The 22,536-nt window shown below is 45.5% G+C and carries 19 protein-coding genes; 16 read left to right on the forward strand and 3 right to left on the reverse strand.

The window, feature by feature from the left end:
• Positions 1–9: 9 nt before the first annotated feature.
• The 9 genes from HHL16_RS06375 to HHL16_RS06415 all read left to right on the forward strand — a co-directional run bounded on the left by HHL16_RS06375 (position 10) and on the right by HHL16_RS06415 (position 8,639).
• Complete coding sequence (locus HHL16_RS06375; RefSeq protein WP_169424293.1) at positions 10–1,821, forward strand: ABC transporter ATP-binding protein; 1,812 nt, start codon at positions 10–12, stop codon at positions 1,819–1,821.
• Between the two features lie 45 nt (positions 1,822–1,866).
• A complete protein-coding gene (locus HHL16_RS06380) occupies positions 1,867–2,082 on the forward strand; it encodes a hypothetical protein (protein ID WP_169424294.1) in 216 nt (71 codons plus the stop codon).
• On the forward strand, positions 2,072–2,551 hold the full coding sequence (locus HHL16_RS06385; protein WP_169424295.1) for a hypothetical protein: 480 nt from the start codon (positions 2,072–2,074) through the stop codon (positions 2,549–2,551). The genes HHL16_RS06380 and HHL16_RS06385 overlap by 11 nt, the downstream gene beginning before the upstream one ends.
• A 183-nt stretch (positions 2,552–2,734) precedes the next feature.
• Positions 2,735–3,874: a F0F1 ATP synthase subunit A gene (atpB, locus tag HHL16_RS06390; protein ID WP_169424296.1), complete on the forward strand. Its 1,140-nt coding sequence runs from the start codon at positions 2,735–2,737 to the stop codon at positions 3,872–3,874.
• Between the two features lie 57 nt (positions 3,875–3,931).
• The gene (gene atpE, locus HHL16_RS06395; protein WP_240965869.1) at positions 3,932–4,162 is read left to right on the forward strand and encodes an ATP synthase F0 subunit C; all 231 of its coding nucleotides are present in this window, start codon (positions 3,932–3,934) and stop codon (positions 4,160–4,162) included.
• Positions 4,163–4,258: 96 nt separating this feature from the next.
• Positions 4,259–4,753, forward strand: a complete 495-nt coding sequence (locus tag HHL16_RS06400) for a F0F1 ATP synthase subunit B (RefSeq protein WP_169424298.1) — start codon at positions 4,259–4,261, stop codon at positions 4,751–4,753.
• A 13-nt stretch (positions 4,754–4,766) separates the two neighbouring features.
• Positions 4,767–5,330, forward strand: a complete 564-nt coding sequence (atpH, locus tag HHL16_RS06405) for an ATP synthase F1 subunit delta (RefSeq protein ID WP_169424299.1) — start codon at positions 4,767–4,769, stop codon at positions 5,328–5,330.
• 45 nt (positions 5,331–5,375) lie between these two features.
• Positions 5,376–6,953 (forward strand): F0F1 ATP synthase subunit alpha, encoded by a 1,578-nt coding sequence (gene atpA / locus HHL16_RS06410; RefSeq protein WP_169424300.1) that lies wholly within the window; start codon positions 5,376–5,378, stop codon positions 6,951–6,953.
• Between the two features lie 333 nt (positions 6,954–7,286).
• Positions 7,287–8,639 carry a T9SS type A sorting domain-containing protein gene (locus HHL16_RS06415; protein WP_169424301.1) on the forward strand — a complete coding sequence of 451 codons (1,353 nt, stop codon included), beginning with the start codon at positions 7,287–7,289 and terminating at the stop codon, positions 8,637–8,639.
• A 265-nt stretch (positions 8,640–8,904) separates the two neighbouring features.
• Here the strand turns inward: HHL16_RS06415 and HHL16_RS06420 are convergent, their stop codons facing one another.
• Entirely contained in the window at positions 8,905–11,274 is a 2,370-nt protein-coding gene (locus tag HHL16_RS06420; RefSeq protein WP_169424302.1) for a T9SS type A sorting domain-containing protein, read from the reverse strand.
• A 68-nt stretch (positions 11,275–11,342) separates the two neighbouring features.
• Complete coding sequence (locus tag HHL16_RS06425) at positions 11,343–14,015, reverse strand: M14 family zinc carboxypeptidase (RefSeq protein WP_169424303.1); 2,673 nt, start codon at positions 14,013–14,015, stop codon at positions 11,343–11,345.
• 354 nt (positions 14,016–14,369) lie between these two features.
• Here HHL16_RS06425 and HHL16_RS06430 point away from each other — a divergent pair, with 354 nt between their 5' ends.
• The 4 genes from HHL16_RS06430 (at position 14,370) to HHL16_RS06445 (ending at position 17,962) form a co-directional block, all read left to right on the forward strand.
• Complete coding sequence (locus tag HHL16_RS06430; RefSeq protein ID WP_169424304.1) at positions 14,370–14,630, forward strand: hypothetical protein; 261 nt, start codon at positions 14,370–14,372, stop codon at positions 14,628–14,630.
• A gap of 23 nt (positions 14,631–14,653) precedes the next feature.
• The gene (locus HHL16_RS06435) at positions 14,654–16,924 is read left to right on the forward strand and encodes a TonB-dependent receptor (protein WP_169424305.1); all 2,271 of its coding nucleotides are present in this window, start codon (positions 14,654–14,656) and stop codon (positions 16,922–16,924) included.
• Positions 16,925–16,934: 10 nt separating this feature from the next.
• Complete coding sequence (locus HHL16_RS06440) at positions 16,935–17,573, forward strand: hypothetical protein (RefSeq protein WP_169424306.1); 639 nt, start codon at positions 16,935–16,937, stop codon at positions 17,571–17,573.
• 92 nt (positions 17,574–17,665) lie between these two features.
• Positions 17,666–17,962: a transcriptional regulator gene (locus tag HHL16_RS06445; protein WP_169424307.1), complete on the forward strand. Its 297-nt coding sequence runs from the start codon at positions 17,666–17,668 to the stop codon at positions 17,960–17,962.
• 136 nt (positions 17,963–18,098) lie between these two features.
• Here HHL16_RS06445 and HHL16_RS06450 read toward each other — a convergent pair whose 3' ends face one another.
• Positions 18,099–19,538: an Ig-like domain-containing protein gene (locus HHL16_RS06450; protein ID WP_169424308.1), complete on the reverse strand. Its 1,440-nt coding sequence runs from the start codon at positions 19,536–19,538 to the stop codon at positions 18,099–18,101.
• Positions 19,539–19,910: 372 nt separating this feature from the next.
• Here HHL16_RS06450 and HHL16_RS06455 point away from each other — a divergent pair, with 372 nt between their 5' ends.
• The 3 genes from HHL16_RS06455 to HHL16_RS06465 are packed head-to-tail and all read left to right on the forward strand — an operon-like array spanning position 19,911 to position 22,404.
• Positions 19,911–20,846 carry an ABC transporter ATP-binding protein gene (locus tag HHL16_RS06455; protein WP_169424309.1) on the forward strand — a complete coding sequence of 312 codons (936 nt, stop codon included), beginning with the start codon at positions 19,911–19,913 and terminating at the stop codon, positions 20,844–20,846.
• Positions 20,824–21,663, forward strand: a complete 840-nt coding sequence (locus HHL16_RS06460; protein ID WP_169424310.1) for an ABC transporter permease subunit — start codon at positions 20,824–20,826, stop codon at positions 21,661–21,663. The genes HHL16_RS06455 and HHL16_RS06460 overlap by 23 nt, the downstream gene beginning before the upstream one ends.
• A gap of 36 nt (positions 21,664–21,699) precedes the next feature.
• Positions 21,700–22,404: a hypothetical protein gene (locus HHL16_RS06465; protein WP_346766825.1), complete on the forward strand. Its 705-nt coding sequence runs from the start codon at positions 21,700–21,702 to the stop codon at positions 22,402–22,404.
• Positions 22,405–22,536 lie beyond the last annotated feature (132 nt).

A 22,536-nucleotide genomic window follows, 5' to 3' on the forward strand; every position in this document is an offset into this window, starting at 1 on the left:
TTCCCTTGTATGCCAGAAAAAGGGAAGGAGAAAAAAATATTCAACGTTGGTTTGCTCCGCAGGGTGTTTCAGTTTGCAGCTCCCTACAAGAGAAGATTCTACATATCACTGGGACTGGCCATTCTCCTGGCCATATTGTCTCCCATCAGACCATATCTCATTCAGATCACCATCAATGATTTCGTAAAAGATGGCGCTGCCGCCGCATTGGTGGACAAGATAAAATTCATCGACATCGTAATCTGGGTAACGGTGATTCAGATAGGACTGCTGCTGATTGAGTCGGCATTCCGTTTCTGGTTCACGTTCCTCACAGCATGGCTCGGCCAGACGGTGGTGAAAGACCTGCGCGTGAAAGTGTATCAGAAAGTGCTGGGGCTTAACCTGAGCCAGTTCGATAAAACGCCGATCGGAACGCTTACCACCAGAACCATCAATGATATCGAAGCCATCAACGATATTTTCGCGGATGGACTGATCCCCATTATTGCGGATCTGTTGTCGATCATTGCGATACTGATATTCATGTTCGTTTCGGACTGGAGACTTACACTCATTAGTCTGGCGCCGTTCCCCATTCTGATAGCAGCTACTTATGTGTTCAAAGAGAGCGTGAACAAATCATTCATCCGCGTGCGCAATGCCGTGGCTGCGCTCAATGCATTTGTGCAGGAGCATATCACCGGCATGCCGGTAGTGCAGGCGTTTGCAGCGGAAGACCGTGAGTTCAGCAAATTCAAAAAGATCAACCGCGAACACCGCAATGCCAATATCAAAGCCATCTTCGCTTATTCTGTTTTCTTTCCCGTAGTGGAGATTGTACTGGCAGTGGGCACCAGCTTGCTGGTGTGGTGGGCAGCTACCCATGCCATGCAACTCGAAGGCAAGGCCGCGGAGGATCTGATCGGAAAAATGATTTCTTTCTATCTCTGTCTGAACCTGTTGTTCCGTCCCCTTCGTGTAATTGCTGATAAGTTCAACGTATTGCAGATGGGCATGGTGGCGAGTGAGCGTGTATTCAAAGTATTGGATAATGATGATTACATCAAATCCGACGGCGATTTTGCTCCGGCTACAGTGAAAGGAAAGATTGAATTCGATAAAGTTTCGTTTGCGTATGTAGATGATCGTTATGTGCTTAAAGATGTGAGTTTTAAAGCCCAGCCTGGCGAGACAATTGCGATAGTGGGGCATACGGGAAGCGGCAAAACCACCATCATCAGTCTCATCAATCGCCTGTATCATATTCAGAAAGGCGCCATACGTGTGGATGATGTGAATGTGGAAGAGTTTCAGCTCGATGCCCTCCGCAAAAATGTAGGCGTTGTACTGCAGGATGTATTCCTCTTTTCCGGATCGGTGCTGGATAATATCACGTTGCGTAATCCTGAGATATCGAGGGAGCGTGTGATAGAGGCCGCGAAGCTGATCGGCATGCATGATTTTATTATGCAGTTGCCGGGCGGGTACGATTACAATGTGATGGAGCGGGGAAGTTCTTTGTCGCTGGGGCAAAGGCAGCTGTTATCGTTTATCAGAGCGTTATTGTATAATCCTTCTATATTGATTCTGGATGAAGCCACTTCTTCGGTGGATACAGAAAGTGAACTGCTGATTCAGGAAGCGATCGATAAGCTGATTGCGGGTCGCACTTCGATAGTGATTGCACACAGGTTGAGTACTATCAGAAAGGCGAGTCAGATAATAGTGCTGGATAAGGGCGAGGTGAAAGAGGCGGGTAATCATGAGGAGCTGATGAAGTTGCAGGGCTGGTATTATAAATTGCATCAGATGCAGTTTGAGAAGCAGGTGCAGGGGTGATTTTTTCTGTTTGATTTATGTCAAGTGAATTTGTAACTTTCAAAAATGAAAGAACAGATTTCAGATGATAAAAGTGAAGCGCTTGACTCTGCAGTAAGACAAGTATTTCTGGAAGATTGGGAAGAAGTTCGTTTGCGTCGGAATATGAATCTGTCTGACATGGAAAAGCTCCGGCAATTTACTCGTATGCTTCGTCGCTCAAAGATGTTTGCTTCTGCAAAAATTACACATCATCCAAACTTGCCTGATCGTGGAATATAGTAGTGATGAATTGTGCAAGCTATGGAAAGAGTTTAGCGCGAAGGAAATTCAATATATAATAACTGGTACTGTTGCCATTCATTTTCATGGGTTCCCTATGGCCGACTCTTTTATAGAATGCTGGATAAAAGATAGCGAAGAGAATCGGAGGAGACTTGACGATGTTTTTCATACTTTGGGTTATACAACCGATTTCAGATTGAAGAAAGAGAAATTGCCTCCGGGAGCCGGGTATTTGGTTCCGATGGAAGATCTGGAGGTAATAATTTACACAGACGCCGATGGTGTGAACACTGATTTCGATAATTGTCTGAAACTATCCTCGGTTGCTGAAATTCAAGGAATCAGAATTCCGTTTCTTCATATCGACCACCTGCTTGATAGTAAGAAAATTTCCAAAAGAAGAAATGGTGACGCTATAGTCCGTGAGCTCGAACGCATCCGCAAAATCCGTGAACAAGAGGGGTGATTCCACACTTTATCCTTTATTTTAATAGGAGCTAATATCTTTCTAACACACTGCCGCTCATTCAAATCGCCCTCTTTTCCCCCAAATTCGCCCGATTTTTCGCCACTTTCAGCAAAATACTTTCATCACTCCTTCTTTTTTGACCGGCCCCGACGTATCTTTGCGGCAAATTTAACGATAGGTATGAAGGTTAGCAGTCTCAAATCCTTTGCTGTAGCGAGTTTCAGCCTTTTTATGATCCTTTTTTCTAATGTGTCGCTTGCAAATGACGACCAGCACGGCGATCAGGGCCATGCCGCTACTGAAGAAAAGAAAGGATTCGACGCCAATAAGGTGATCTTTGACCACGTACTGGATGCTCACGAATATCACTTTCTTGACATTCCCGGTGAAAATGGTCATTCTAAACCCGTGACCCTTCCTCTTCCTGTTATTCTCTATTCTCCACAGCGTGGATTCGATGTGTTCATGAGCTCTAAATTCGAGCACGGACATGCCATTCACAACGGATACAAACTGGTAGACGGCAAAGTGATCGCAGTAGATGCGGCCGGCGCAAAAGACGAATCAGTAAAAGTATTCGATATCTCCCTCACACGTAACGTAGTGCAGATGCTGGTTGCACTGATTGTGCTGGTATGGATCATGACCAGTGTTGCTAAAAAATACAAAAAAGGAATTGGTGTTAAGAAGGCACCTACCGGTTTGCAGAACGCGGTTGAACCTGTAATCACTTTCGTAAGAGACGAAGTAGCCAAGCCAAATCTCGGCCACAGGTACACTAAGTTCCTGCCGCTGTTGCTGACCATTTTCTTCTTCATTCTTATCAACAACATCTTTGGTCTGATCCCCGGATCTGCCAACGTAACCGGAAACATCGCTTTCACTGCAGTACTGGGAGTAATTTCCTTCCTGGTGATCATCTTCAGTGCCAACAAGCATTTCTGGAGCCATATCTTCAACCCTCCGGTGCCTGGTTTCGTGAAACCGATCATGGTACTGGTAGAGTTCCTCTCCATCTTCACAAAACCCTTCGCCCTCATCATTCGTCTTTTCGCGAACATGCTGGCGGGTCACATTATCATTATCTGTCTTATTTCACTGATATTCATCTTTGGTGGATTGAAAGCAGCGATCGGCTGGGGATTCTCACCTATCTCTATCGGATTCTCTGTATTCATCTTCCTGATCGAAATACTGGTAGCATTTATCCAGGCGTTCATCTTCACTAACCTGACAGCTGTGTTCATTGGTCAGGCTATCGAAGAAACACATCATGATGGTGAGCATCATGATCTGCCAGATGATGCAGTGATCATTTAATAACGTAGTTCATTTATCAATTCTAATAAAAACAGAAACATGGATTTTTTAAGCATTATGTTGAGCGAAGTAGCCTGGGCTAACGCCGGAGGCGCTATCGGTGCAGGTATGGCTGCAATCGGTGCTGGTATCGGTATCGGCCAAATCGGTAAAGGTGCAGTAGAAGCTATCGCACGCCAACCGGAAGCTGCTAACGACATCCGCGCTAACATGATCCTGACAGCTGCGTTCGTAGAGGGTGTTGCCCTGTTCGCGGTTATCGCAGGTATCCTGGCTATGTTCGTTTAACCAACATTATTACTGCATCCGGAGCAAAGGGCCGAGGATGCAGTAATACCTTTTACCCTTTGTATTAATTGTTGCTATTATAAAGCATAAGCATATATGAAATTACTTACTCCCGAATTTGGTTTGTTACTCTGGACGGCACTGGCCTTCGTAATTGTGTTGTACATTCTGGCGAAGTTTGCCTGGAAGCCCATTCTGAAATCTCTGAAAGAAAGAGAAACAGGCATTGCCGACTCTCTGGCTACTGCTGAGAAAGTGAAAGCTGAAATGGCACAATTGCAGAGCGAGAACGAAGCACTGCTGGCAAAGGCACGTGAAGAAAGAGCTCAGCTGCTGAAAGAGGCGCGCGATACCAAAGACAGGATCATCGCTGAAGCAAAAGAGCAGGCGAAAACCGAAGCCAACAAAATTGTAGCTGATGCACAAGCTGCTATTCAGCAACAGAAAATGGCTGCACTCACCGACGTTAAAAATCAGGTGGGTAATCTGGTGATCGAAGTAGCAGAAAAAGTACTGCGTCGCGAACTGGCCAATAAAGGCGAGCAGGAAAACTATATCAAGCAATTGGCAACAGAAGTGAAACTGAACTAATTTAATCTTTATTATGCCCAATCCACGTTTAGCATCTAGATATGCAAAGAGCCTGGTTGATCTGGCGCTCGAAAGAAATGCACTGGAGGAAGTATATAAAGATATGCTCTTCCTGCAGAAGGTCTGCAAGTCAAGCAAAGACTTTGTAACCCTCCTGAAAAGCCCTGTGATCAAGGCCGATAAAAAGGTGGCGATCCTCGAAGCAGTAACCGGAAGTGAGATCACTGAGCTGACTGCCGCATTCAACCGTTTGCTGGTGACCAAAGGCCGTGAATCAAATCTGCCTGAGATCATCGCTGCTTTCATTGAGCAGTACAAGCAACACAAAGGAATTCAAACTGTACGTCTCACCACGGCAACACCTGTAAGCGATGCGCTGAAACAGCAGATCGTAGATCAGGTTCAGAGCCAGATAGCTAATAAAACTATCGACCTTACTGCTGTAGTGAACGAAGATATACTCGGTGGATTTAAACTGGAGATCGGCGATACACTGGTAGATGCCAGCGTAGCGTATGATCTGAACAAGATCAAGGCCCAGTTCATGAACAACGACTTTATTTATAAAATCAGGTAAGTAGCAACTTACACACTCAATACAAACAATAAACAAGGTTATCATATGGTAGAAATTAAACCCGATGAGATTTCAGCGATACTGCGCCAGCAGTTGAGCAATTTCAACGCCGCCGCTGATCTTGAAGAAGTGGGTACTGTATTACAAGTGGGTGATGGTATCGCCCGTGTATACGGATTAAGCAATGTTAGCTCTGGTGAGCTGGTGGAGTTTGAAAATGGCGTAAGAGCCATCGCCCTCAACCTCGAAGAAGACAACGTGGGTGTGGTATTGATGGGAGAGAGCGGAGACATTAAAGAAGGCGCCAAAGTACGTCGTACCGGCAAAATCGCTTCTATCAATGTAGGCGAAGGAATGCTGGGCCGTGTTGTAAACACGCTCGGTGAAGCCATCGACGGTAAAGGCCCTATCACAGGTGAAAGATATGAGATGCCCCTGGAGCGTAAAGCACCTGGTGTTATCTTCCGTGAGCCTGTAAAAGAGCCACTGCAAACCGGTATCAAAGCTATCGACGCGATGATCCCTGTGGGCCGCGGTCAGCGTGAGCTGATCATCGGTGACCGTCAGACCGGTAAAACAGCTATCGCAATCGATACTATCATCAACCAGAAAGAATTCTACGAAGCTGGTAAACCTGTATATTGTATTTATGTAGCGATCGGCCAGAAAGCATCTACCATTGCCGGTGTGATGAAAACGCTGGAAGATGCAGGTGCAATGCCATACACTACCATCGTGGCGGCTTCTGCTTCTGATCCTGCTCCACTGCAGTTCTACGCTCCATTCGCTGGTGCTGCCATCGGTGAGTTCTTCCGCGATACCGGACGTCCTGCACTGATCGTATATGATGACCTTTCAAAACAAGCGGTAGCATACCGTGAGGTATCTCTTCTGCTCCGTCGTCCGCCAGGCCGTGAGGCTTATCCTGGTGACGTGTTCTATCTCCACAGCCGTCTGCTCGAGCGCGCAGCGAAAGTAATCAATGACGATAGCGTGGCTAAGAACATGAACGACTGCCCTGATTCTATCAAACACCTCGTTAAAGGTGGTGGTTCTCTGACGGCACTGCCGATCATCGAAACACAGGCCGGTGACGTATCTGCATACATCCCAACAAACGTGATCTCCATCACCGACGGACAGATCTTCCTCGAAGGTAACCTGTTCAACGCCGGTATCCGCCCTGCGATCAACGTAGGTATCTCGGTAAGCCGTGTGGGTGGTTCTGCTCAGATCAAGTCGATGAAAAAAGTATCCGGTACCCTGAAACTCGATCAGGCCCTCTATCGTGAGATGGAAGCCTTCTCTAAATTCGGTGGTGACCTCGATGCTGCTACCAAACTGGTACTCGACAAAGGTGCACGTAACGTAGAGATCCTGAAACAGCCTCAGTACACTCCATTCAAGGTTGAAAAGCAGGTTGCTATCATCTATCTGGGTACACAAGGTCTTCTCCGCGAAGTTCCTGTTAAACGTGTACGTGAGTTTGAAGATCATTTCCTCATGGAGATGGACAACAAACTGCCTGATGTTCTCGCTGAGTTCAAGAAAGGACAACTGAACGACGACAGCGTGAAGAAGATGGTTGATCTCGCAAACAGCATCATCCCTCAGTACAAATAAGCAGACAGGAAACTGTCTCAATCATAAAAAAAATCCTTCCGGTTAATTCCGGAAGGATTTTTTTATGCGCTGGAAATCAGTGTGGAATAAGCTTTTTAACGATTCCTGCACAAAAAACTTTCTGTAAGCACTTGCACAATTCAGATTTTGTCTTTTACTTTGCTTCACAATTCAGAACACACTCTCCAAATCCCCTGTAACAACCGTACTCTTTTCTCCATCCAATTTGTCTTTTGTAATCCACGATTACCAATTCCTCCGAAAATGACCTTTTAGGTTCCAAATTTCCTGTGGGCTTCCGCATTCATTTGTTATCCCTTTAATAGAAAATATATGAAAGCGTACCCAATGGCAATCGTATTGCCAAAATTAAACACAATTAAATCAGTTTTATTTGGTTCAATTTTTACTCTGATTTCATTTTTCGGTTATTCTCAAGAGTTAGTATTTAAGAACGGAGCACTCGATGTTACTTCCCCTGTTACTGCAGGAAAAGACGGAGCTATCTATCGCTTCCCTAAAGTAACGGCAAAAGGTGATGTAGATGCACTGGTAACAATCATTGGCCGTTATGCCAATGGTGGTAATTCAAGCAAGGTGGTACTGAAGAGTATCGACTATACTCAATCCGGCTATGACGTTGCGTTTCAGCCTCAGGTAATCTTCAACGGTGGTGAAACTCCCAAAGGAAATTCAGACTGGTATATGGAGTTCGACATCACGTTTGTGCAGAATGGAAAGAACATTCCTGTTGCTGTAGAAACTGCTGATGTAACAGCACTGGATATCGACGGTAATGATGAGTCTCTGAAAGAATCTGTTACACTCTATGCCCTCAGTACTTATGTTGTTGCAAAGAACACAAGGTTGACTGTATCTAAAGTAACTGATGTTCTGAGTGGTTTCACTGCACCGGCAGAAGGTGTTAAGTTCCTGGGAACCTCCATGGATTATCCCGGTATCAACACCAGTTCACAGCGTGTGAGAGCAACTGTTACCTACAAGAATTCAAGAAGAATCCGTTTCCGCGCAGGTGGCGAAAGTGGTTCAAAACAAAGCACCTCAGACAGATTGTACTCACTGTACTTCAAGTCGTTCACTTACGATGATCCCAACGAAGGATCACTGCCTGTAAAGCTTGCCTCTTTCACTGCTGCAAAGAAGAGCGACAAAAGAGTGGCACTCGACTGGACCACATCGCAGGAGCTCAATACAAGTCACTTTGTGATCGAGCGCAGCTATGATGGCAAAACATATGAAGATGCAGGTATCGTGTTCGCAGTAGGAAACTCAAACGTGAACAATAATTACAAATTCACCGATGAGCCTAATTCAAAATCTGGTGTAGTGTATTATCGCCTGAAGATGGTAGATGTAGATCAGTATGCTGAACGTTCTGCCATCAAAGTTATCCGAACTTCGGAGATCAGCGGAGAAGCAAAGATTCTCACCTATCCGAACCCTGTGGTGAATGAGCTGCGTGTTCAGCTTCCTGTAAGCTGGCAGCAAAAGCAGGTGAATATCGAAGTGTATAACAGCAATGGTCAGATAGTAAAACGTTCAAGTGTAAGCCGCGCCAATCAGAATGAATCTGTAGGTGTAAGCGAACTGAGCAGCGGCGTATACATTGTGAAAGCAAGCAACGGTACTGAAGTGGCTACACAGCGTATCGTTAAAACAAAATAATTAAGACAACAATATTTTTAAAGGGTACGATCAACAAAAAATTCGTTCTGTGTCTACAGAATGATTTTCAGGAAAGTTCAGCATCAACAGCGTACCAGCTGTACACTTTCAAGATCGGTAACTCCAAACGGTTTTTATTTAAAGGGTACGATCAACAACAGCCGGGCTTTTCCAAGCCTGGCTTTTTTGATTAAAAAAACCGGGCCATCTGGCCCGGCGCTTGTTGGTGTATGATTAAAAGAAACTGCCTGTACTAAATGCGTTCTTAACGCTTCACCAATTTCTGGCGTATCGCCTGATTGTCCGATGCTGTATAAATTTCCAGCACATATACTCCCTGCGATAAATTGGCTCCGATATTCAATGTAATGCTATGGCTGCCTCTGGCAAGTTGTTTTGCCTGATTAAGCAGTTCTTTGCCCGACAGATCAACCAGTCTGAACCTTACCTGCTCCGGATTTCTCAGCTCCATACGTACCGTGATGTCTTTCTGGAATGGATTCGGTTGCACATGAATATCCTGCAGATTGTTCATGCTTAATCTGATGATCTTGGAGAGCGTCTGGTCTTCCGGTCTTACTCCTACTGCACGTATTCTGTAATACCTGTTCACTGCCTGCGTATTCTGTGCGTCTGTGTATTTGTAGGTCTGTGTGCTGAGTGAATTTCCTTTGCTGTTTACTTTTCCGATTGTTTTGAAGTTAATGCCATCCGCTGCATACAATACTTCGTAATGGCTGATATCCTGCTCCTCTCTTACTTCCCATTGCAGCAGCGATTGATCGTTCTGCATTATTCCTTTCAGTTCGAGACTCTTTAAAGGCAATGTACCGTCCGAGAAGAAGCAGGTTGGGTTGCCTGTACCCGGTATTGTAGGATCATTGGAATTGATGAAGATGGTGTTGCCATTTACATCGAGCAGTGTAATTCGGCTCTGATTGCAGATGGTAACCATGGGCTGAACCTTGGCTCTGAAAGTGAGCACCGCTTTGCTGGCAACGCCGGGTCTGATGATACCAGGATATTCATTGGGAGAATGGATCTCACGGCCACCGGGAATGGAGAAAGGCATTTCTCCTGCATCATCTGCTACAGGTACACCATTCAGGTAAGTAGAACCTGGAATGTATACTGTTGAAGAAGGGATGGCATCATGGAGCTTCACACCGGCTGCATTGATATTGCCGGTATTGATCACTTCAATTTTGTACTCCACTGTATCACCTCCGAAAACTATATTGCTTCCATTGATATTTCTGTACGTTTTGTTGGCTGTTAGTGCCGGAGCCAGAACGGGGAAGGCGCAGCTTGTGTAGTCGCCGGTTGTCCATACGTTGCTGGTACCGCTTGTGATGGATGAAGCGGCCATGGTGAGCAGGTTAACCGTGTACACGTTCTGGTATGCACCACCGATATACACTGTACCTGATGCATCCACTGCAATGGCATTGGAAGAGGATGCAGGGTTTGGGTTAACACTTCCCAGGAAAATGGCATTCTTTGTATTGGGATTGATTTTGTAAAGATTGCTTGAGTTGGCTATCAGGTAGAGATTGCCCGATCCATCACCGAAAATATCACCACCGCTTTCATCGAGAATGTCCATTCCGCTGCTGGCGTTGGATGGATCGTTGATCAGCGCTCCCATTCTTGTGATGGTAGGAATATTGGTTGAAGGATTCACTGAGAATTTGATGATATCCTGCCCGTTCTGTGTGATGGCATAGCCGAATCCATCAGAGGCAAAGGCCATACGGTTGATATTCCAGCCATCTTCCAATGTAGTTTCCATGGTATAGCCCACATATCTGTAAGCTGTTTTTACTGATTCATTGAGGTTGATATAGCAGAGATCCTGTTTGGAATTGCTGTAATTGTTTACAAAATAAATGCGGTTGCTTTTCTTATCATAAGCAATGGCAGATGCATATTTAAGAACACTGCCGGCAGAAAGCAGCGCACCGGTGAGTGCATTTTTACTAAGACCGGTAGCTCCATTATACAGCAACGGCCCTGCTGTTCCGTTAACAGTGCTCAGCGTTCTGATATATCGATAATCGTTGCCGCTGGAAGGCGTTCCTCCCTGACTTGATGCGGTGGACTGATAGATCACAGAACAGGTAGCGTCTGCTGTAAGATTGGTGAACACCGTATTGGTGTTTTGATAAATGGTATTAGGACCATTATGTGTTTCCACCATAGCGTAATTGGTGATGTTACCGCCATTGGCAGTCACTTTCACTCTGAACGCAATAGTAGCCGAAGCTCCCGGCGCCAATACACCTGCCGGCCGCAATGGTGAATTCACCAACGAACCCGAACCGGTGTAAGGCATATTGCCTGAGGCATCTGCAACTGCGCCCGTATTGAGCGTAGTAGATGCAGGTACATACGAAGAACCTGCAGGAATATTATCGATCAGTGTTGTTCCCGTAAGGAGCACCGATGTAAGATTCCTCACAATGATCGTGTATTCCAGAATATCCCCTTCCTTCGCAAGATTACCAGCCGACGATGTGGTAACGTTCTTCACTGTTTTGCTAAGGTCGAGGCTTTGGGCTTTCACTCTGTCCCGAATACCAAAGATGGATGCTGATATCATCAACACTACCAGAAGGTATTTTCCCGTTTTCATAAAATTTGGATTTACATGGTTTGTAACTCAGTGCCTGCTGTTTTATCAACAGCATACCTGGTTTGCTATCATTTCTTAACAATTTTTGTAATAGTTTCTTTTCCGCTCTTCAGATCTTTCAGCATAACAATGTAGAGCTGCGGTTTCCAGGTGCCGATGTTCAGCTGCCTGTAACCCGCTCCACCGGCGGTATGCAGCATTTGCTGGTGCAGCAGTCTGCCTGCAACATCCGTTATGCGCAAAAGAAAACTGGTTTCTTTAGGTGTTTCGTAACGGATCACCAACGACGCTGAAGCCGGATTAGGCGATACCGATACCAGCGCAGAGAGCTGATAATCGAGTCGCACCGTTCTGCTGTACGCAGATCGTTTGTCTTTGCTCACTGCCCTGATGCGATAGTAGTTCACTGCCTGAGGCTCTTTGTCTGTAATCTGATATGGTAGATTGTTCACCACAGCGATTGTGCTGAACTGCTTTCCATCTGAAGAACGTTCTACTTCAAAATGAGAAAGGTTAACATCTTCCGCTATCTTCCAGCTTACCTCAATTCCATTCGCCGATTTTCTTGCCTCCACATTGATGAACTGCAGCGGAAGTACTTCCAGTGTAGATTTCACCAGTTCTACATTATCGATATAAAAGCCGTCGTCGGTTTTTGAGCTGTTTGCAAAGAATCCGAACCGGAGGCGCACATTGCTTTTGCCGAGATAATCTTTAAGGTCGATCACTTCCTGATTCCAGATAACTCTGTTCCCTGTGATGGCGGGCTCATTGCCGATGGTCCCTACATTCTCTTTGATGGTGGAAGTAGCGCATACAGGTTCGAAACCCGATCCGTCGGAGAGTTGCACCTGCAATTTGTCGTATCCGTTTTGCGCACGATGCCTTACTCTGAACACGAGATGCGCAGATACTGCATCGGAGAGATCGATGGCATTCCCGTAAGTGGCATAGGAACTTTCTCCTGATACATAATTGCCTGTTGGTGATTCGGAGATCGATCTGCTTCCTCCGAAAGCCGCTGCTGTACTCGATCCCCAGTTGCCGGTGAACTGCCAGTTGCTCACGGTTTCCATATCCTCACTCATCAGCTGAACGGGCTGATAATATTTTACGATGGTATCTGTTGTGGTAATGCCTGCCGATACTGTTCTGCGAAGGAACCTGATTCTTGTTCCGGCGGCTATGCTTGCAGGCAACTGATAGGCGATGCTTTGATTCTGTACATTGAAGTACTGGGGCATGCTGCTGATGGTTACCGGTGATCCGGTGAACGTAATATTTTCAAGTGGTTGAAATGAAATGGTTACGGGTGCATCTGTAAGCCCGATGCGGCGTACAGAGAAATGATGCGTGCCACTTGTGGCAGTGAAATTGATGGCATCGAGGTCCTGCAATTCAAAATATGATCCGGCCATGTATGCCATCTGGATATTGGCGAAGAACATTGTTTTCGCTATCGGGATGATCATGGAGTTGTCTGGCCAGAAGCCCTGGTTACCCGGACCAATCTCTACCGTGTAGCCATATGTTTTTTGTTTGCTGCCTGTGCCGATATCTCCGATCATATACCAGTCGCGCGAATTGCCTACGGCATAATATCCTACAGTGGCCAGTCCGTCTCCTGCCGAATAGGCGTTGTATTTGCCCATCAATGCAGATGCATACGTATAGAAGTCTGTATCCTGCGGAGTGAACGGATGTTGAGCGGGGCGTCCGAAAGGCGTTACGTAATAATTTCCGTATGCGTGATGGTCGATTGCGATGGTAAAATGCCTGCTTTGTCCAAACGCCCTGATGGCGCGGGTTTCAGGCTCCGACCATGGAGCCGATCCGATATAGTCTTCATCATTCGGATTGGTGGAGATGCTTACATCGGGACCATTCTCTCCCCAGTCTTCTCCATAATTTCTGTTGAGGTCCACACCGCGTGAACCGCCATTGTTTCTTCTGTTCTTTCTCCACATGCCACCGCCGCCGGGTGAGCTCGTTTCGTTGTAAACATATCCATCGGGGTTAACGCATGGAATGAAATACAACTCGCGGCTGTCTACGAGGTCTTTTATTCTTGCATCGGTATTGTAGTGTTCGAGCAGATAGTTCATGAAGAAGAAGAGATTCATCATGCTCATGCCTTCGCGTGCATGATGGAGACCGGTGTAGAGCGCTTCCGGTTCATTCTCATCTGTACCTGCATTATCGGAGATCTTAACAGCAATAAGGGGGCGGCCTTCGATACTTTTGATGGGAAGAATAATGGTGTCTACCAGATCAGGATAGGTATCTACCATGTATTTGATCTTCGCCTGCATTTCGTTGAAAGTGTAGTAACCTGCATAAGATCCTTCGGTGAAAGCGGCAGGTACATCCACCGACTCGATGGCCGATGCGCAGGACTGCTGAAACTGCAGTTTGCCATCCACCATCAGTGCATTAGAATTGCGATAGAAGTTTCCTTTTTTATATTGACGAACAGCAGCTGCTTCTTCATCTTCTACCAGTACGGAATAAGATGTGCCGGTAGCTTTCAGTGCTGCCAGCTGTTTTACGCTGAGTGTTGTAATGAATGTATTGTCCGCTTCATTCAATTCGCCATGATCGAATGAAACACCCCGTGATGCCAGCCAGGAAAGACCCTGTGCCGGAATCCGGATGCTGACCCTGCTGTACCGGTTTTGTGCAAACGCAGGTACGGACGCAGACAGCAATAATACCCAAAGCAGATTATTTCCCGTTCTCATAATGCTTGTGTTGAAGTATCAATGCGGTATGGTCAGTGAGGTCACTGGTTCCGGAAGATATTGCGGTAAGAACGGGTAATTGCGGAGATGTAAATAGCGTACAGATGTTTCATGCACCTTGGATTTTCAATGGTTTGGATAATAAATTTTTAAAGCCGGACCAGACGAATCACACACCAGATGGGCTGGTCAATTTTTGATGCTCAGGGTCCAGCATTATTTAAGTAACCAGAGAGGGCTAAGGGTTCATGTTACAGAGGGTAAGTAAAATTGATTTACTGGATACTCGTTTTTGTTGGACCTGTTGCAAGTGTAGTCAATAATCCAGAGCGATGCAATAGGGTTTTTCCTATCATGATTTACGTTATCCACATTTCGTCGAAAGAGCCATCTGGTTTAGCTTTAAGCAAAGGGGAAAAAAATAAAGATGCTGTGCAACACAATAAAAAACTTGTTGAGAAAGGTCAAAAAACATTCAAAATGGAGGTTGCAGATTTGCAAATGAGAGTGGGTAGCAGCAAAATTGCCGGCCTCATCCGCTTTTTTACCGAGACGATAACCGGTTTCACCGAAAGGTTACATGAATGGTTTAGTTTACATCATAAACTACTCTAGTTTTGCTGCATAAATTATCTGCTATGCTGAAAGTAATTCCCCTTATCCTGATTACAATGACCAGTTTGCTGGTAAATGCACAGACTGTTTTACAGGGAAAAATTAAAGATGGAAGAGGAAGGGGAGTTGGCGGGGCAAGCATAGCAATTAAAAACTCTTACGACGGAGGAACTACCGACTCACTGGGCAATTACCGTTTCCGCACATCAGAAAAAGGAGAGCAAACCATTATTATTACCTGCATCGGTTACAAAATGCTGGAACAGAAATACACACTGCAGCCCGGTACTCAATCGCTCGATCTGGTGCTGAAGGTAGAACCGAATGAACTTACGGCCGTTACCATTACTGCTGGTACATTTGAAGCCAGTGATACAAAACGCGTAACAGTACTGGGTCCTATCGATATTGTAACCACCGCAGGATCAAATGGCGATGTAACCGGAGCGCTCAAAACCTTACCCGGTGCGCAGCAGGTAGGGGAAAAAGAAGGTTTGTTCGTTCGCGGAGGAAGCGCGGAAGAAACCAAGGTATTTATCGATGGAACGCTCGTGAACAATTTCTTTCTGTCGAGCGCGCCTGATCTCGCTTCGCGCGGACGCTTTTCGCCATTCATCTTCAAAGGAACAGTTTTCAGTACGGGTGGATATTCTGCATTGTATGGAGGAGCGCTTTCCTCTGCACTGATACTTGAGTCGATCGATCTTCCTGAACGTACTTCAGCCGATATCGGTCTTTCTCCCATTGGCGTAAATGCAGGATACAACCATCTGGCAAAGGATAAGAAGAGCAGCTGGGGCATCAGTTATTCCTACACCAACCTGGCCGCTTATTTCGGTATCGTAAAACAAAGGCCGGATAACTTCATCATGCCGGAATATCATAACAGTGAAGCCAACTTCAGGATAAAAACTTCCAAAACCGGCATACTTAAGTTCTATGGTTACTTCAACTACGGCCAGTTTGGTATTCGCAGACCCGATGTGGATTCAACCGGACTGAAGAATGCATTCTCTCTTTACAACTTCAATGTATACGCCAACCTGAGCTGGAAAGAGAAGATAGGAAAGAAGTGGAAGATCTATCTCGGAACATCTTACAGCAACAACATAGATAAGATCAGAAATGTACTGGAGAACAGCGACGAGAAAGAACAGTTTCTCAATGATGTTCCCTACAATACAAAGACCTTCAACCTCAAATCCACAGCAGATCTTGCACAGATCAAAGCCGTGCTGGAACGCAGATTGTACGGATTGAGCGCTATCCGTTTCGGAGGCGAATATCTCTATTTCACAGACAAAAGCGATTTTACCAACCGTTATGTACAGAACGGAAAAATCACTGTGAACGATCACTTCAAAGCAGGTTTTGCAGAAGCGGATATTTACATCACCAACGATCTGGCAGCGAAGCTGGGCACAAGAGTAGAACATTCATCCCTGCTCGATAAAGCCAACATTGTACCGCGCGCTTCACTCGCCTACAAACTGGGGAAAGACGATCAGATGTCGGTTGCTTATGGCATCTTCTATCAACGGCCGGAGAAGACCTTCTTTCTGCAGAATTATGTGCACAACGATCTCGCATATACCCGCGCTTCGCACTACATTGTGAACTATCAGCGCGTAAGCAAAGATTACACGCTCCGCCTCGAGGCCTTCTACAAAAAATACGATGAGCTGGTGAAAACCTACTCCACCAAAGGCAACTACATCACAGACAGTGCTGGCAACGGCGGATACGGAAAAGCGCAGGGATTTGAATTGTTCTGGCGCGACAGAAAAACCCTGAAGGATGTTGACTACTGGATTTCTTATTCCTATCTCGATACAAAACGCGATTACCTCAATTACCCTTATGCCATTCAGCCTGGATTTGCGGCCAATCACACAGTGAGCCTGATAGTGAAGAAGTTTGTAACCAAACTCAAAACCGGATTTAATGCCTCTTACTCATTTGCAACCGGCAGACCTTACTATAACATCCGGTACAACGAAGGGCAGAATAAATTTACGATAGCCGAGCAGGGTAAAACAATTACGTACAATAACCTTAGCTTTAGCGTAAACTATCTTCCGAGCATCGGTAAGAAAGATTCGAAGAAATTCACGGTATGGGTTTTTTCAGTGACCAATGTGCTGGGGAGCGATCAGATTTTCGGGTACAATTATTCATTTAACGGAAGCAGAAAAGATCCGATACTGCCTGCGGCACGCCGTTTCTTTTACCTGGGATGCTTTATTAGTTTTGGAATCGACAGAACACAAGATGTTATCAATGGCAATTTATAAAAACAACAATATGAAACAGATCCTGGTACTTATTGCTGCGGTTACCTTTTCCGCAGCTGCAATGGCTCAGAGCGACAAATTCAACAGCGCAATGAGCGGCAAGATTGCAGAGATCGATTCAGCAAAAACAGCTGATGATTTTCTGGCATCTTCAGCGGGTTTCGAACGCATTGCCGACGCAGAGAAGAATCAATGGTTGCCTTATTACTATGCTGCGTATACACAAGCGCTGTATGCACTGATCAAGAATGATCAGCCGAATAACGATCAGTATGCAGATAAAGTAGATGCGCTGCTTGCAAAGGCCGATGCACTGGCTCCTAACAACTCAGAGATCAGTGTGATCCGTTCTATCACGGCTACACTGCGCATGCTGGTTGATCCGATGAGCAGGTATCAGGTGTATGGTCCGGCTATCGAAAAAGCGCTGGGTGAAGCAAAAACGCAGGATCCTTCGAATCCCAGACCTTATTTTATTCAGGGACAAAACCTGCGTTACACACCAGAGCAATTCGGTGGTGGATGTGGAGTTGCAAAGCCCATTCTGGAAGAAGCCATTAAGAGATATGATGCCTTCAAACCCGCGTCAGCACTGCATCCTCATTGGGGAAAGAAACAAGCGAGTGATCTGATTGCAGGTTGCAAATAGATTAAAAAGCAAAGCAGGGTTTTTAATCCGGACAATCCGGTTAAAGCCCTGCTTTGACTGTATATTTGTTACTGTTAATTTTAAAAGCAGTAATGGAATTTCAGCATCTCGACCCCATCTTGCACTCACAGTTGCGTCTCGCCGTAATCAGCCTGCTGATGCAACAGCAGGAAGCTGAATTCACTTTCATCCGCGAGAAAACCAATGCCACTGCCGGCAACCTCAGCGTTCAGATCAACAAACTCCGCGAAGCAGGTTATATCGACGTTCAGAAGCAGTTTCACAATAATTATCCTCAGACCGTTTGCAGGATCACCGAAGAAGGCAAAGCTGCTTTCAATAAGTATGTGAAGAATCTTCAGTCGTATTTGAGCATTAAGCAAAAGTAATCCCCATCACTTTTTACAATGGGAGAAGTGAATCTTTCCGACCCCATCTTTTTAATTTACTATGATCTGATTGTACGCTATAAAAAAAATCCCCGTTCCAAAGAACGGGGATCGATATTACCTCTGAAAAAACCTTTTATTCTTTAACCAGCTTCACTACCATTCTCTCATTGCCGTTGATGATCATATCCAGCACATACATGCCTGGTTTGAGCATGCTGGTACCATCGAGTGTAACTGAGCGGGTTCCTGCTTCGAACTTCACTGTTTTGCGCATTACTTCTGCACCGAAAGCATTTACCACTTTCATCACTGCCAGCGATGATTCGCTCACCTGAACATATACCACAATGTCGTTCTTAACAGGGTTTGGCGTTACGCTCACCATTTTAAGTGTGGTGTTGTTGTACACGCGAACCACCAGAATTTTAGTTACATGCGGTGTGCCATCTTTATCGAGTTGACGAAGACGGTAGTACAGATCTTTCTTCGCAGCTCTCTTGGGCTTATCGGTGAATGCGTAATTTACCTTGCTGTTCGAATTTCCCTGTGCAGCTACTGTTCCAACTTTTTCCCAGTCGGTTCCATTGGAGCTGCGCTCTACTTCGAAACGGTCGCTGTTGATCTCGAAAGTGGTGATCCAGCTGATTTCTACGTCTCCGTTAGGTTTGGAGATTCCTTTGAAATCGATCAGTGTTACGGGAAGCGGACCTCCATCAGGGAAGTTGATGGTAACGGTGATGGGATCTGAGCAGAGCGGTGTAACACCCTGATCGCATACTCTGTAGGTGAAGGTAGTGTGGTCGCCTCTGAATCCGATTTTTGGTTTGAATGTAAAGTCTCCATTGCCGAAGAGCTCTACTGTTCCGTCCGCAGAATTCTGTTCGAGTTTGGCGTAGATGACGTCATTGTCAGGGTCGCTGTCGTTCAGCAACACTTTTCCTTTGGCTTCATATTTTGAATTGCCCTGTATTTCGTCTTCTTCACCAACCGGAGGCTGGTTGCAGCCGGTGTTGTAGCGCTTGTTCTGGCTTGCCCAGAATTTATCTACTTCGAGTGTTGAGGTAGAGTTGATTCCCTGGAAATTTACATACACTTTGTAGCTGCCGGAACCGATTTTCGGGAACTCGAAAATTCCGCTGTATTCCTGATCTACGTTGTGGGGTTTGCCGGTGAGTTCAACACTGTCGAGGTAAGACCCGATGATATTGTTCTCGCCGTCGGTTACGAAGATCTTCATCCATTTACGGGCTCCGTCTGTAGATGGACCAGTGAGTTTGTAAGTGAAAGTTACTTTCAGGTATCCCCACATTTCGAGAACGGGGGTGTAAAATCCTGTTTCCTGCGTAGGTGAAGTGGCAGGGCCGAATACGGTGGTGCCATCGCCTTCAATTGTTGGGGTAGTGCCGCTGTTGATCTGAACATTTTTGAAGATCCAACATTGACCGGTGAGATGAGGTTTAACTTGTTCAAGCGTAACGTCTGTACGTGAATTGAAGTTCTCATAAGTTTGAGCGGATGCGCTCACTGTGATGAATGCCCAGAAGAGAGCAACAAGGGTAAAGTTCTTTTGCATACTGTCAACAAGTTTCAGAGTTTTGAAAATGTGTTAGGTAGGGACACGGATTGCCTGTACGATGGGGCATTCAAAGGAAGTAGACTTGAAAGTTGTTGGACAAACGGATTCAATTAGCTTACATAGCTATTGGACAGTACAAAAGAGTCTTGTATAGGTTCAAAAAACGATTAGGCAAAGGGGGGTGGAAATTGGTGCAGTATAGGCTGTAACTGCCGAATGGAATTATCGTAGGATCACCAGAATTGAAAGCAAATATAATCAGACCAGAATTATTATGCAAGTATTATGTAAGGAAGGAGCCAAAAAAATACTTGCCTGAACCGGAATCTCACCATAATTGTATAGTAATTTGCATCAGTAAATCAGACTATGTCTCCACTAATATCTGTATCGAATCTCAGCAAGTATTATAAAGATATTAAAGCTGTTGATGATATATCTATCACAGTAAATAAAGGAGATGTGTATGGGTTCCTTGGTCAGAATGGCGCAGGAAAATCCACTACCATCCGGATGCTGCTCTCACTCATACAGCCAACCGAAGGCACAATTGAAATTTTCGGGATGGATCTCCGGAAACACCGGTCCGAAATTCTGCGACAGGTGGGGGCGGTAATCGAAAGGCCGGATCTCTACAAATACCTTACAGCGCTCGAAAATCTGCAGCTCTTTGCAAAACTGAGCGGCATGAAATTATCCAAACAGACCCTGCTCGATCAGTTGGCCCGTGTAGGCCTGCAGGAGCGGGCAAACTCCAAAGTGCATACCTTCTCACAGGGCATGAAACAGCGGCTGGGCATAGCTGTGGCACTGGTGCATAACCCTCAGCTGGTGATACTCGACGAACCTACCAATGGCCTCGATCCACAGGGCATTGCAGACATCAGGCAGCTGATACTCAGGCTCAGCAGGGAAGAAGGAAAGACAGTAGTGGTAAGCTCGCACCTGCTCAACGAAATTGAGATGACTGCCAATCGCATGATCATCATCAATAAAGGAAAGAAGATAGTAGAAGGAGCGCTCCGCGATCTGTTCGATTCTTCAAAAATGCTGATAGAACTAAGGGTAGCTAATCCCGAACACAGTTTGCAGCAACTGCAGGCATCACCCTGGAACACTTATCTGCAGCATCATCATGATGATGTGATCAGCTTACAGATGAATGTGAAAGAAATTCCCCAACTCACTGCAGACCTGGTGCAGATGGGAGCAGCTGTTCTCGGTATACAGCCGCGGCATTCGCTGGAAGCTTATTTTCTGTCACTAACAACATCCAATCCGCATGTGGACCATCCTGCAAATTGAACTGTTTAAAATATTCAAGAAGCCACGCACCTATATTTCGTTTGTGGCTATCACGGTAATTGTGTTGCTGATTCAGACTGCCTTGTACTCAGATGGACAGGTATACATGGATTTTCTGTTGCAGAGTGTGGGCGGCGATTTTGTGATCGAAGGGAAAATGCTGAACGGATACTTTGTTTGTTATTTCATTCTGCAGACACTGCTGATTCACGTGCCTCTTCTGATAGCGCTGGTTGGCGGTGATATGATTGCAGGAGAAGCCAACAGCGGAACACTTCGCCTACTGGTGAGCAAACCGGTTAGCAGAGGATCGCTGATCATGGGTAAATTCGTTGCTTCTACAGTATATACTTTGTTGCTGCTGATCTGGATGGCCTTTTTGTCGCTCGGCCTCAGCATGCTGTTGTTCGGCGTAGACGATCTCGCTGTTTTCAAAGCAAAGGAACTGGTGGTGATATTGAAAAATGATGTACTCTGGCGGTACCTCGCTGCATTCGGATTTGCAGCCATTGCGATGGTGACGGTAGCGGCGCTTTCATTTTTTCTCTCGATGTTCGCGGAGAACAGTATCGGCCCGATCGTGAGCACCATGAGCATAGTGATTCTGTTCACCATCCTCACCACCATGGATCTTCCATTGTTCAATAGTCTCAAACCTTTTCTCTTTACCTCGCATATGCTGGGATGGAAAGGTTTCTTCGACGATCAGATTTTTTACGACAGCATTTTGAAGTCGGCCATCTTTCTGTTACTGCATATAGTGCTGTTGATAGGCGCTTCGTGGATGATCTTCAAAAAGAAAGATGTATTGAGCTGATAAAACTTTTATGTTGTTAATCTAAAATATACTCAAGTGAAACGTAACATAACTTCTCTGCTGGCGATGATGATAATGGTAATGTGCGGAACAACGCTCCGGGCACAGGACGCTGCTGCAGCATTGCTGAAGAAGGTAAAAGCAAAACTGGAAACAGTGAATACCTATGAAGCAAACGGACAGATGAAGACGAATGTTTCGTTCATCAAAGTACCCGATTCGAAGATCACGGTGTATTTCAAAAAGCCGGGAAAGTTCAGGATCAAAAAAGAGAATGGTATCAGCATTATGCCGAAAAGCGCTGGTGGCCTCAATCCTGGCACATTGCTTTCGTCGGAGAACTACACGGCAGTGGCTGCAGGCACTTCAAAAGTTGCAGATAAACCGGTAACCATTGTAAAGTTGCTGCCGCTTGATGAAAAAAGCGACGTAGTAGTTTCCACACTCTATATCGATGAAAAGGAAACTGTGATCAGAAAAGCAGTAACCACCACAAGAAGTGGAGGCACTTATGAAATAGAGATGAGTTACGGAAAATTCACATCATGGGGTTTGCCCGATAAAGTGGTATTCCTGTTCAATACAAAAGACTATAAATTACCCAAAGGCATTACGTTTGATTATGATACAGGTGAGAAACCTGCCACCAATGCATCTGACAAAGATCAAAAAGGTAAAGTAGAAATCACATATACAAACTACATAATCAACAAGGGGATTCCTGACAATATCTTCCAGTAGATTTCCTCCGTCTTTTTACGTTTCAGTTTTCATTCACCTGCTGTACTTTGCCGGCTGATTCATCTTGATGTTAGTCAAGAATATTGACATCGGGGTGCCCTGACCGTATTTATTTGGCATTCAGGTATACTA

It is taken from the genome of Pseudoflavitalea sp. G-6-1-2 (assembly GCF_012927185.1).
In the GTDB taxonomy this organism is placed as follows: domain Bacteria; phylum Bacteroidota; class Bacteroidia; order Chitinophagales; family Chitinophagaceae; genus Pseudobacter.